This window comes from Vibrio hangzhouensis (assembly GCF_900107935.1).
GTDB lineage: Bacteria > Pseudomonadota > Gammaproteobacteria > Enterobacterales > Vibrionaceae > Vibrio > Vibrio hangzhouensis.
Genome location: NZ_FNVG01000005.1, coordinates 191,601 through 203,925 on the forward strand (window position 1 = coordinate 191,601; position 12,325 = coordinate 203,925).

At 45.1% G+C, this 12,325-nt stretch carries 10 protein-coding genes; 4 read left to right on the forward strand and 6 right to left on the reverse strand.

Features of this window, described 5'->3' with window-relative positions; genetic code table 11:
• Positions 1-33 precede the first annotated feature (33 nt).
• The 3 genes from C4S60_RS07380 to C4S60_RS07390 form a co-directional block, all read right to left on the reverse strand.
• A complete protein-coding gene (locus C4S60_RS07380; protein ID WP_103879699.1) occupies positions 34-480 on the reverse strand; it encodes a tellurite resistance TerB family protein in 447 nt (148 codons plus the stop codon).
• 118 nt (positions 481-598) lie between these two features.
• Positions 599-2,521, reverse strand: coding sequence for a metallophosphoesterase family protein (locus tag C4S60_RS07385; RefSeq protein ID WP_103879760.1), 1,923 nt, complete (start codon positions 2,519-2,521; stop codon positions 599-601).
• A gap of 42 nt (positions 2,522-2,563) precedes the next feature.
• Positions 2,564-2,926, reverse strand: coding sequence for a VC1380 family protein (locus C4S60_RS07390; protein ID WP_103879700.1), 363 nt, complete (start codon positions 2,924-2,926; stop codon positions 2,564-2,566).
• Positions 2,927-3,179: 253 nt separating this feature from the next.
• Here C4S60_RS07390 and C4S60_RS07395 point away from each other — a divergent pair, with 253 nt between their 5' ends.
• The 3 genes from C4S60_RS07395 (at position 3,180) to C4S60_RS07405 (ending at position 9,233) form a co-directional block, all read left to right on the forward strand.
• On the forward strand, positions 3,180-4,511 hold the full coding sequence (locus C4S60_RS07395; RefSeq protein ID WP_103879761.1) for a MipA/OmpV family protein: 1,332 nt from the start codon (positions 3,180-3,182) through the stop codon (positions 4,509-4,511).
• Positions 4,512-4,625: 114 nt separating this feature from the next.
• A complete protein-coding gene (gene hrpA, locus C4S60_RS07400) occupies positions 4,626-8,546 on the forward strand; it encodes an ATP-dependent RNA helicase HrpA (RefSeq protein ID WP_103879701.1) in 3,921 nt (1,306 codons plus the stop codon).
• 174 nt (positions 8,547-8,720) lie between these two features.
• Positions 8,721-9,233, forward strand: coding sequence for a porin family protein (locus C4S60_RS07405; protein ID WP_103879702.1), 513 nt, complete (start codon positions 8,721-8,723; stop codon positions 9,231-9,233).
• A 68-nt stretch (positions 9,234-9,301) separates the two neighbouring features.
• Here the strand turns inward: C4S60_RS07405 and C4S60_RS07410 are convergent, their stop codons facing one another.
• On the reverse strand, positions 9,302-10,783 hold the full coding sequence (locus C4S60_RS07410; protein WP_103879703.1) for a carboxypeptidase M32: 1,482 nt from the start codon (positions 10,781-10,783) through the stop codon (positions 9,302-9,304).
• Positions 10,784-10,955: 172 nt separating this feature from the next.
• Between C4S60_RS07410 and C4S60_RS07415 the strand changes: the two genes are divergently transcribed.
• A complete protein-coding gene (locus C4S60_RS07415) occupies positions 10,956-11,591 on the forward strand; it encodes a LysE family translocator (protein ID WP_103879762.1) in 636 nt (211 codons plus the stop codon).
• Here the strand turns inward: C4S60_RS07415 and C4S60_RS07420 are convergent.
• Together C4S60_RS07420 and C4S60_RS07425 are read right to left on the reverse strand one after the other, a co-directional pair.
• Positions 11,588-11,842 (reverse strand): hypothetical protein, encoded by a 255-nt coding sequence (locus C4S60_RS07420; RefSeq protein WP_103879704.1) that lies wholly within the window; start codon positions 11,840-11,842, stop codon positions 11,588-11,590. The genes C4S60_RS07415 and C4S60_RS07420 overlap by 4 nt on opposite strands.
• Positions 11,843-12,034: 192 nt before the next feature.
• The gene (locus C4S60_RS07425) at positions 12,035-12,301 is read right to left on the reverse strand and encodes a DUF2960 domain-containing protein (protein ID WP_103879705.1); all 267 of its coding nucleotides are present in this window, start codon (positions 12,299-12,301) and stop codon (positions 12,035-12,037) included.
• Between the last annotated feature and the right edge of the window lie 24 nt (positions 12,302-12,325).

The following is a 12,325-nucleotide window of genomic DNA, read 5'->3' on the forward strand; positions in this document are numbered from 1 at the left end:
TCCTTCCCTTGATTCTGTCCTGACTGACGCTGTTTACTTATCTAAAACCTGAATCTTTGCCCTGATAAATTCACTATGGTCTACGTAGAGCAACTCTGCCACTTTACGAATCACAGCATCTTCAAGTGGATCAATAACGCCATCTGCGTGCGCGACGGCCCACATAGCTTTAATTAACTCAAAACGCTTATCTTGACTGAGTTCGCGCAAACCTGAAGTAAAGTCATACAGGGAAGCGGAATTTTTAATCTGCTCTTTTGCTTGTTCAATTAGCGTTGCTGCTTCAGATTCTGTCAGTTCGAGCATACGAACAACGAGGGTGCGTTTCGCCTGTTCTTCTTGCTCGTCGATTTGATAGTCAGCACTGGACACTTCACACAGCAGTGCGGCTATGGCCAGATTAGGGCTTATTGTCTGCGTCTTTGACAAGTCATCACCTTCAATCAGTTGCTTGAAGATGGAAGTAATAGCGTTGAACATGGTCTTTCCTAAATAAGTGCTTACCTTTAATACATAGTGGCTGTCTGTAGCGATCACAAGGGCTTTCTATCAGTTCTACCAACAGGAACAGCTCGTCTGGTTCGTTCTTAAGTAGACCTCAACTTTCGACTTTGGTTTCCGGGAATCGCGTTTTGGAGCCGTCGCCATGTAGTACTGACACTTCGAGTGGCTTGCCTTCTGTATCTAACTTCACGAGTCCAAGGCCACTCTTATTCACCAGGCGATTATGGTGAGCAGGCTCGGGTTTACGCTTATAAATCTTTAACCGTTTGCGTTTAGTGAACCAGTTGAGTGGTGAGCGTGGGGTATACAACCATTTGTCAAGCGTATCGCAAATGGTTAGTAGTGGCTCCGGGAACTCATTTTTAATTCCACTGCAGGTAATTTGGTATATGTGGGAATCGGTTTGCTTATATCTGAGTTTGATGTCATACATGAAGGAATAATGAACATCGCCAGAAAGAATAACAAAGTTTTTTGGCGTTTTGGTGTGCGTGAAAATGGATAGCAGGGTGTTTGCACTGCCCGGGTGCGCCATCCAGTTTTCAGCGTCAATGATAAGTGGATTCCCCAGTTTGGTCGCAATACTTTGCAGTGTTTCAATGAACTTAACGCCAAACATCGGAGCCGGGGAAACCACGATGACAGAGTCCAGATTGAGCAACTCCTGCTGGAACTCGACCATGGCTTCCCAATCCATCAGACCGGAAGGTTTGTTAAACTTTGACTCAGAACGCCATCGACGGGTTCGCGTATCCAGAACGACGACTTTTGGTTTGGAATCTATACAGTAGTGCCATTTTTCGTAACGAATAAGCTGATTGACCAGTTGGTCATGAATCGCCAAATCCAGTTCGTTCTGACGTTGAGCGTTACTAAACAGACGGGTTAAATCTTGCTGCCAGTCTTTCGACATTTGTAGGGGATTATTACCCCAGCCCTGACAGATAAGGTAGCCAAGTAGAGCATTACCGATAATGCGCTTAGAAAACGGATTATTGTAGGCCGCTTGTTCCCAACCGACCGTTAAGTTCCAGTCATCGGTGACGTCATGGTCGTCAAAGATCATGTAAGTGGGAATATGAGCCATGACTCGTCGAACTCGTGTCAATCCAGTCGCGAAATGGACGAGTCTCTGTTTCTCTGTTTTCCACAGCTCTTTGTGGCGAGGGAGTAACTTATTGTCTTGGCTCGAACTGCATGGCTCTATTTGATCAAAACCAATAGCGGTCCAAAGTTCTGGAGACCAGACCAACAAGTACATGGCCAAAAACTCGGAGAAGGTAATCAGGTGGTTTTCGCATTCTCGAGAGCTGAAAATCGGGGTTTCTAGTTTACCCGTTACTCGTTTTAACCAACTGGTCTGGTCCTGATAGTGAGGTAGTAATGAATCGCGAGTGTATATTGGCGTGGAAGAACGATATAGCTGCTTGCTTGAATTTATGTCGATACCAACAAATTTTTCATGTGGTAATTCGAGCAATTTAATCACTTGATGTATTGCAACGAGCATGGGACCCGCGACGTGATCGGCGTATATCTGATCTCCGCTAAGCAGCATAATATCGGGTAGGGTATGCGCTCCAGATGCCATTCTTGTTTTCTCGAACAAAACGTCGGCCTGGATCAGGCTGTCCTCGGGCTTATCATGTGGGTTTCGGCAAGAACCATGAAGTATATAGTCCGCCTTATCAGAGAGTTGCACTTCTACATGGTTAAGACCTGAATAGCGGATATCTTCTGACAACACACTAGAGTGATTGTCCCGCCAGACAATGTCGTAACAAAACTTATTGGAATCAGATATTGCTAAGTGATTGTGAAACTGAACAATCCAAAGCTTAGCGCTTATCTGAACCACTTGATGTTGTGGAATGTCATCGAAAGTTGTATCCCCATTCATCATCAGCATGACCTGAAGCTTTTCAGGAGCAACAGAGGTTGCCATCCACAGGGAAAGTTGCTGTCGATCAGTCTTGCGTAACACGGGGCCGGCAAGTACAGGAGATAACGTAGTCATAATGTGCTCTGCAATTGTCACCAAACGTTTTTGTCAGTTTCTTTAACCTTTTTCAGGCGATTGGTTTATCTCTTCTAAGAGTTCAACGAACTCTGCACTGCTGGTTTCATGTCCAATAAGGAAAAATCCCGTCAACGCATCTAATAGCTGTTCTGCACTATGGCTTTCGTCAGTGATTTGAGCGAGTCGGGTGCGCAGTAACTCAATTTCGTGTTCTACAAAGCCCCGTCCTTCAACGTTGCTTTCTGCTTCATCAGGGGCATTGTCAAATTCCAAGAATAACAGATCGTTATCGAGTTCTGCGTTCAATAATCGCTCAGGCAGCCATCTTTCACCACTGACAACGTCTATCTGTCTGTCATCTGGTAACAAATTGAGAATGTTTTTTAATTTTTCTACTTTCACGATTAATCTAAATAGTGGAAACTATGACACATATCACTGTTGGTTATTTATTGACCTTTAAGGTAAATCACAGTTTGGTGACATAAAAGTGTGCATTAGCACCATAATATACAACTCTACTTCACAGAGGTAGATGTAGTTAACTGTATTGGCAGTTTGTTGGCGAATCTTCGCACACTGTCATAAAAATGTTGTTACGTGCTCTTAACCCAAAACGTTATAAATGAAATTCCATTTGGAGAAACTGCTAGGCATGATGAAAAAAAATCTGGCGCTCGCTATTACTACATCACTATGTGTGACACCAGTGGTGTTAGCAAAAGAGCCAGCGCAAGAAGCGGAGTGGGGAATAGCAATGGTCTGGCGTACAGCGAATATACCTTTTGATACTCAAGGTGCAGACTCGACCGTGAGCACATTCATTCCGATGATGTTCTTTAAGAACGACTATGTCTTTCTAGATGGTACCATGGCAGGTGCTCACCTCTATAAAACGGATGATAAAAAACTCGAGTTCAATGCAATTACGCGTATGCGATTTATCGACATACCGGAAGAAGAACAAAATGCGGTGGGTGGTGACACTGCAGATTACGGTCTGCAAATGCGTTATAACTTTGACCCGATGTGGCACTTTGATACGGAACTGATGACCGATGGTGAAAATCGTTATCACGCGAACTTAAGAGTACAGGGTTTGTTAGAGTACGGTGATTTCGAATTAAGACCGAACGTCACGCTGCGCTACAAAGACTCTGACTTTAATACTCAGTATTATGGAAGTTACCGCGGCGTAACCAATAACCTAAGTGGAGGGGTGGATTACGCGATAGGTGTCGATGCACGTTATCATGTGGCTTCTAATCTTTACCTTTTGGGTGCCACCAATATTCGTATGCTTGATAACCATGCATACCACTCATCGGTGATTAATGAGCGATTTGAGGGTGAAGTTTTTGTAGGTTTGGGCTTCTTCAATGAGAAGAAAAAAAATACGTCCAAGGCCAAGCAGGTACGTCGTGACATTAGCACCACACCCTATGTGCGTGTAGCTCACGGTTTCGCGTCACCGTCAGATATGGGTGACATTTTAACCTTTAATGGTAAGCGTGATCCGTACAATAACCAGGTGACGTCCGTGTTTTATGGACATCCATTGACTGACGAGCTGTTCGGTATTCCAATGGATATTTATCTGAGCCCAGGTATTGCCCACCACTGGAGTTCAGAAGTTCAGGATACAGGTACTGAATTTGTTACTCTGATCAAGGCGTATTATACATTTAACTGGCCAACTAAGATGCGCTTAGGTGTCGGCAACGGTCTTTCATATATCGACAACATTACCTACATCGAAGGTAACGAAATGGAGGAAAAAGGTAAGCGACCGAGTCATTTGATGAACTACATTGATATCTCTTATGACATCAGCATAGGGTCACTTATCCGTAAACCTGAACTGGAAGATTTGTGGTTGGGTTATTCGTTACACCATCGTAGCGCTATTTTTGAGGCATCATCTCAATTTGGCCGAATTAAGGGTGGCAGTAACTACAGCACATTCTATCTTCAATACCATTTTTAATCCTAAAGCTCCGCTACGGCGGAGCTTTTTTCTGACTACTCCGCTTAACCCTCAATTCCCACCTGTGCTACAATCCGGCCAGTTTTAAATAGTGAAAATGAAATAGGGAATGTTTTGACTTCCTCCCAAGCACCTAATCAATCAACGCAAGCCAAAGCGAATAATGTTCAGTCACTCAAAAATGCATTAAAAGACTGCATGATTCGAGATCGCTTCCGTTTGAGTAAGCGCATTGCCGGCGCATCAAAGATAAACAAAAAGGACTCTCAGGCTACTGTGTTTGATGAGATCGCCATTGATATCGCAAAGTCGATGATGGAAGCTGAGCAGCGAGGCAACCACTCGCCAACCATTAACTATCCTGAGTTGTTGCCCGTCAGCCAAAAGAAAGATGAGATTGCGAAAGCCATCGATGAAAACCAGGTGGTTATCGTCGCGGGTGAAACCGGTTCGGGCAAGACGACTCAGTTGCCAAAGATTTGCTCTGAATTAGGGCGTGGTAAATATGGCCTGATTGGTCATACTCAGCCTCGTCGACTTGCCGCCCGTTCAGTTGCAAACCGAATTGCCGAAGAGATGGAAACCTCGCTGGGTGAATTTGTCGGTTACAAAGTTCGATTTAATGATCAAATCTCGGGCAACACACAGATCAAGTTGATGACAGACGGTATCCTCCTTGCGGAAATTCAGCATGACCGTTTCTTAAGTCAATATGACACTATCATTATCGATGAAGCGCACGAACGCAGTCTAAATATTGATTTTATTTTGGGATATTTGCGCGAGCTGTTGCCTAAACGTCCCGATCTCAAAATAATCATTACATCAGCAACGATTGACCCTGAACGTTTCTCTAAACACTTCAACAATGCCCCTATTATTGAAGTATCGGGGCGCACTTACCCGGTTGAAACGCGCTATCGACCATTGAGAGGCGATGATGACAGTGACAGAGACCAACTTGAAGGGATCTTTGAAGCTGTTGATGAGCTGTGTGATGAAGGATTGGGTGACATCCTGATCTTTATGAACGGTGAACGTGAAATACGCGATACCGCTGATGCGCTTGGTAAACGAAATTTACGCGATACTGAAATCGTTCCGCTTTACGCTCGATTATCGGCTGGTGAGCAGAATAAAATCTTTCAGCCTCACGCGGGCAGACGTATCGTGTTGGCTACCAACGTCGCTGAAACGTCTCTGACGGTACCGGGTATCAAATATGTGATAGACCCTGGTACGGCTCGCATCAGTCGATACAGTTATCGAACTAAGGTACAGAGACTGCCCATTGAACCCGTATCTCAAGCTAGTGCCAACCAGCGAAAAGGGCGTTGTGGACGTGTGGAAGAAGGGATCTGTATTCGCTTGTACTCGGAAGAAGATTTCGAGTCTCGTCCAGAATTTACTGATCCAGAAATTCTGCGTACCAACCTAGCCTCAGTCATTCTTCAAATGACGGCATTAGGCCTGGGAGACATTGAGGCATTCCCATTCGTAGAAGCACCTGATAAACGCAACATTCAGGATGGTGTTCGTTTGTTGGAAGAGTTAGGTGCTATCAATGATAAAGCAAAAGATCCGAGAAAACGCTTAACCCAAATTGGACGCAAATTGGCGAAACTGCCAATTGACCCTAGACTGGCTCGTATGGTTATTGAAGCACCTCGTTTAGGTTGCCTAAAAGAAGTGATGGTGATTGCTTCAGCGCTGTCCATTCAGGACCCGCGCGAAAGACCAAGTGATAAGCAGCAATCATCGGATGACAAGCATCGTAGATTCTTCGACAAAGAGTCCGATTTCTTGACGTTCGTGAACCTGTGGGACTACATTCAGAAGCAGCAAAAAGCGCTGTCTGGCAATCAGTTCCGCAAGCAATGTAAGCAAGATTACCTGAATTATTTGCGTGTTCGAGAGTGGCAGGATGTGTATTTCCAAATCCACCAGGCAATGCGAGAAATGGATGCCAAGCTCAATCAGGAACCGGGTAACTACCAGGCAGTACACAGCGCTTTGCTTGTCGGTCTACTTTCCCATATCGGTGTTAAAGATCAGGAAAAGAACGAGTATCAGGGTGCGCGAAATGCCCGATTCCACATTTTTCCGGCGTCTGGGCTGTTCAAGAAGCAACCTAAGTGGATCATGTCTGCGGAACTGGTGGAAACATCTAAGCTGTGGGGGCGTATCATTGCCAAGATCCAACCTGAGTGGATTGAACCGTTGGCGAAACACTTGATCAAACGCAGTTACAGTGAGCCTCACTGGTCCAAGAAGCGTGCAGCCGTAATGGCGCATGAAAAAGTCATGCTTTACGGGGTGCCTATCGTACCTAAGCGTTTAGTGAACTATGGTGCTATCGATCCTGTTGTCAGTCGTGAACTCTTTGTAAGAAGTGCTCTGGTAGAAGGTGACTGGGAAACGAAACACGCCTTTTTCAAGCAGAACCGTAAGTTGCTTCAGGAAGTCGAAGAGTTAGAACACAAATCCCGTCGTCGCGACATACTGGTTGATGACGATGAGCTGTTTGACTTCTATGACCAAAGGGTGGGTACTGAGGTCGTATCTGGCCGCCATTTTGATACATGGTGGAAAAAAGCGGGCCAGAAGAACAAAGAATTGCTTAACTTTGAAAAAGAGATGCTGTTCAAAGGAGATGCCAGCCACGTTACCGAACTGGATTATCCCAACTTCTGGCATCAGGGAGACTTCAAGCTAAAACTGAGTTATCAATTCGAACCCGGTGAAGATAACGATGGTGTAACGGTTCATATTCCGCTTCCTATTTTAAATCAGATTGAAACGGAAGGCTTTGACTGGCAGATCCCTGGCTTACGTCATGAACTGGTTGTTAGCCTGATTAAGGCTCTACCAAAGACCTTGAGAAAGAACTTTGTTCCAGCGCCAAACTATGCTGATGCATTTTTAGCGCGAGTCAAAGCTATGGATGCGCCACTGTTGGATTCTTTGGAGAAGGAACTGCGTCGTATGACTGGCGTTGAAGTTCTTCGAGATGACTGGAATCTACAACAGCTTCCAGACCATTTGCGCATTACGTTCCGAGCCGTGGACCATAGAAACAGAAAATTGCGCGAGAATCGCGATCTTTATGAGCTAAAGGAAAGCCTGAAGGATAAGGTTCAGCAAACGCTGTCGAAAGTAGCAGACGATGACATTGAACAGCAGGGTTTGCATACCTGGAGCTTTGGAGAGCTGCCGAAGGTCTACTCCCAGAAGCGCGGTGGCTTTGACGTCAAAGCGTATCCAGCGTTAGTGGATAACAAAGACAGTGTTGAAATAAAACTGTTTGAGACCGAAGTAGAGCAAGAACAGGTAATGAAAGAGGGTCAGCGACGTCTGCTGTTGTTAAACGTACCATCGCCGATCAAATACCTACATAGCAATCTGCCTAACAAATCTAAACTCGGTTTGTATTTTAACCCTTACGGTAAAGTGCTAGACTTAATTGATGACTGCATAGCGTGCGGTATCGACAAGCTAATCGAAGAGCAAGGCGGGTTAGTGTGGGATTCAGAGAAGTTTGAACAGCTGAAAGAACATGTTCGCGGGGAACTTGGTGATACGGTTGTAGACATTGCCAAGCAAGTCGAAACTATTTTGACTACGGCGTTTAACATCAACAAGAAGCTCAAAGGTCGTGTCGATCTCAGCATGGCGTTTGCTCTGTCGGATATCAAAGCACAAATTGAAGGTCTGATCTTCAAGGGGTTTGCTACAGAGTGCGGGTGGAAACGACTACCAGACATCCTGCGCTACCTGAAAGCGATAGAAAAGCGAATGGAGAAGCTGCCTATCGATCCGAACCGAGATCGCATGCACATGCTGAAAGTGGAATCAGTCACTCAAGATTACAAAGAGTTACTTAACAAGATTCCTAAAGGCGTGAAAATACCAGAAAATGTTAAAGAGATACGTTGGATGCTGGAAGAGTTACGGGTCAGTTACTTTGCTCAGCAACTTGGCACGCCATACCCCGTGTCAGACAAACGGGTATTGAACGCGATAGATGCGTGTTAAATGCCGAACATTTGACTGATGAGTACAGTACAATTTCTAACTGCATGAGAATTAAGAAATTTTTACTAAATTTTGAAACAGATTCGATTCTCGTGCTTTATAGTATGTGGTATACAAAGCTTCGCGGTGGCTTTCTTTGGACACACCGCGCTTAATTAAACAAGAAGGTTACAAATGAAAAAGACACTTTTAGCGCTCGCGCTTGTTGGTGCGTCAACTTCAGCATTCGCAGATGCTTGGTTGTATGGCGGTGTTTCTGCAGGTCGTGCGGAATACAACGGTAACAGCGATACTCCAATGGGCTTCCATGTGGGTACCGGTATTCTTCCAATCATCGGTGTGGAAGGTGGTTACTGGAAGCACGGTAACTTCGATGGTTCAAGTGCAGGCACAAATGGTTATGCTGAACTCGGCTCTTGGTATGCAGCACTGAAACCAAGTATTGATATCGGTCCTATTCAATTGTATGCGAAAGGCGGTCTTCACTATTACAACGCAGACTATAAAGGTGGCTTGAGCGGCAGCGACACTGGTACTGACTTAATGTACGGTGTAGGTGCTGAGTATTTTGTAACAGATTTACTGTCTGTGGGTGCAAGCTGGCAGCGCTTCAATGGCGTTAAGACTCGATTTGACGACAAAGATCTAGATAGCTTTACGATTAACGCTACACTTCATATTTTCTAATTGAACGATATTAGAGATACCAAAAAGGCGACCAGAATGGTCGCCTTTGCTTTACTTACACTTAGCGGCTATAAATAGCGATTTTCAAGGTGACTACGGAAGCAAGCCGCATTCAGCTGCGAACCCGTGGCCTGAGATACTAACTCACCCGTGGTAAAGCGACTTGCTTTCTGCCAGATATTATCGCTCAACCAAGTGAAAATTGGTGCGAGCTCAAGCGAATCAAGAGCATTCTCTACGTCCACATCCTTTTTCATCGCCGCCATAAACTGAGCGGCGTACATGGCGCCGAGGGTGTAAGAAGGAAAATAGCCGAAGGCACCATCTGTCCAGTGTATATCCTGCATACAGCCATCTTTGTAATTGCCCTCTGTGGAAAGGCCAAGGTACTGCTTCATCTTTTGATCCCACAGCTCAGGAATGTCTTTGTACGAGATTTTTCCGTTCATTAAGTCGCGCTCTATCTCGTAACGTAAGATGACATGGGCAGGGTAGGTGAGTTCATCTGCGTCTACACGTATGTAACCGGGCTGAACACGGGTATAGATTTTCTCAAGGTTGCCTGGTTCAAACACTCTCGCGTCATTTCCAGTGAAGTGGTTTTTTGCCAGTGGAGCCAGATTTTTAATAAAGCCTGCGCTGCGACCAAGTTGCATTTCGAAAAATAGCGACTGGGACTCATGTATGCCCATAGAGCGTGCCTGCCCAACAGGGAGTCCCGCCCACTGTTTTGGAAGTCCCTGCTCGTAGCGGGCATGTCCGGTTTCATGGACAATCCCCATCAGAGATTGCACAAAGTCTGATTCATCATAGCGTGTAGTAATACGAACATCCTGCGGCACACCACCACAGAAGGGGTGAGAACTAATATCTAAACGGCCGTGATTGAAGTCAAACTCAAGCAGTTTCATGATTTCCATACCCAACGCATTCTGTTCTGTTGTTGAGTAGTTTTCGTTGGTTACGTAGACAGATTCGGCATTCTGCTTCTCGATGACCTGCTGCGTTAACTCAGGAAGCCAGGAAATCAGATCACCAAAGATGTTATCCAGTTGCTCGGAGTTGACACCCGGTTCATAAATGTCCAGCATCGCATCGTACGGTGTTAAACCCGATTGTTCGCCACGAATCTGAGCTTCTTGTTGCGAAAGATTCACGACCTCTTCGAAGTTTTTGCAAAACCCCTGCCAGTCGTTGTCTCCCCGCTGTGTTCGCCAGGCGTGCTCACACTTTGAACCTGCCAGAGATTTGGCCTTGACCAAATCTTCGGGAACCACAGTGGTTAACTGCCATTGCCTCTTCATTTCAGCAAGGCTTGCTTGTTGATCCGCACTCAATTCATCAGACTGTGCCTTTTCAAACCATTCCTCAAGTTGCGGAGCGGTAGACAGTTGGTGAATATGCAGAGAAAGTTGTGCCATGGCTTCTGAGCGTGCCTGATTACCACCAGATGGCATCATGGCTGCAGCATCCCATCCACATATAGAGGATAAGTGACTAAAATTTGATATGGTTTTGTAGTGTTCAACGAGTTTGTTGTAGTTTTCCATGTCTTTTGACCTTTCGAATCAACGATGTGCCTAACTTAACACTAACAATGGGTTACGAAAAGCCAGAGCCAGACCTTTGTTAGTGCTATTTATGTAGAAGTATGGCTTTTTGATGCCAATTGGCTCAGAATCATGACTATTCATGGAAACAATCAACGATACAACGGACGTAATGCACATACTTAATTTCGAAGCTTTTCTAATAGCGATCACGATACTGACACTGACACCCGGGCTGGATACCGCCTTGGTAATTCGTAATACTTCCCGAGGCGGCTTTCACGATGGCGCATTGACGAGCTTAGGAATCTGCTTTGGTTTATTCATACACGCGACATTTTCAGCGCTGGGGGTGTCGGTCATCTTGACTCAATCTGCCGAACTGTTCTCGTTTGTAAAAGCCATCGGTGCGGTATACCTCATCTGGCTGGGACTATCGAGTCTGAAGGCTCTTCGTCACTCTGAAGTATTTGACGTTAGTCAAGCAGCCAAAACAGGGGTGACAATGTCACGTTCTCTGAGGGAAGGTTTCTTGTCTAATGTCTTGAACCCAAAAACCGCCGTTTTTTATCTGGCATTTTTGCCGCAATTTATTAATCCGGAGTATTCTCCGTTCCTTCAGTCGCTGCTTATGGCCACCATTCATTTCTTCATCGCAATGATTTGGCAATGTGGGTTGTCAGGCATGCTCAACTCAGCGAAAACTCTGCTTAAAAATGCACGCTTTGTTCGTTGGATGGAGGGTACGACAGGTGTTGTTCTTATTGGACTTGGAATCAAACTTCTGGTGGAAAAGCCGCAAATCTAAGCGGCGTTGGCGTTCATGACTCGTGCTAAAGAGCGCTTAGTGGCGAGAAACTTGTGCATGGTCACTTGTGAATCTTTCAGCATAAATGTGTTGAAGCACTGATAATACTGTTCAGATTCCTTGATTTGCTTGCAATAATTACGAGCCTCCGCGTTGTGAAGGTGTAAATCGAGTTCACTTGCGTACTCGTTATGGCTGGCACAGCCCCCGAGCGTGGACAGTACGATAAGGTAAAAAGCGACTTTAAGCATATTCTTGTTCTTGTGAATTTGTCGTTGGATTATCTTAGAGACTTATTGAGAGATTAGTTACCATTTCGCGCCTTAAGTTCCCGATAAAGGGTAAATTTATAGAAAAAACAGGGAAGGGTGCTATAGATACGCAACATAAAAAAACCGAGCATTAATGCTCGGCTTCTTATGGTCTATATCGGCGTTTGGAGTCTACATCGGTTTTTTGCCGACGCCATGATTCTCTTTTTGCATCAGAGTGATTTTGCCAAAGCCGAGTTTTTTAAAATGGTTATCTCGATAGTTTCGAACCGCTTTAGTATCCGAAACCGCTTCGATCTGCTGCTCCATCTTTAAGTATTCAGTAAGGTCAATGCCTTCTGCTTCCGCAACCGCTTCATGAATATTGCGGTGAGTCTGGTAAGAGAATGTGAGTGTTTTCTCTTCGTTTTTGTATTCGTAAATAATGGTACGAGCCATAAGATGTTACCTACTGAAAATTGA

What these genes read in the sequence shown, in the direction of transcription:
- C4S60_RS07405 (WP_103879702.1), top strand. Translation starts at nt 8,721, where the DNA reads ATGAAAAAGACACTTTTAGCGCTCGCGCTTGTTGGTGCGTCAACTTCA.
- C4S60_RS07415 (WP_103879762.1), top strand. Translation starts at nt 10,956, where the DNA reads ATGCACATACTTAATTTCGAAGCTTTTCTAATAGCGATCACGATACTG.
- C4S60_RS07410 (WP_103879703.1), bottom strand. Translation starts at nt 10,783, where the DNA reads ATGGAAAACTACAACAAACTCGTTGAACACTACAAAACCATATCAAAT.
- C4S60_RS07395 (WP_103879761.1), top strand. Translation starts at nt 3,180, where the DNA reads ATGATGAAAAAAAATCTGGCGCTCGCTATTACTACATCACTATGTGTG.
- C4S60_RS07425 (WP_103879705.1), bottom strand. Translation starts at nt 12,301, where the DNA reads ATGGCTCGTACCATTATTTACGAATACAAAAACGAAGAGAAAACACTC.
- C4S60_RS07380 (WP_103879699.1), bottom strand. Translation starts at nt 480, where the DNA reads ATGTTCAACGCTATTACTTCCATCTTCAAGCAACTGATTGAAGGTGAT.
- C4S60_RS07420 (WP_103879704.1), bottom strand. Translation starts at nt 11,842, where the DNA reads ATGCTTAAAGTCGCTTTTTACCTTATCGTACTGTCCACGCTCGGGGGC.
- C4S60_RS07385 (WP_103879760.1), bottom strand. Translation starts at nt 2,521, where the DNA reads ATGACTACGTTATCTCCTGTACTTGCCGGCCCCGTGTTACGCAAGACT.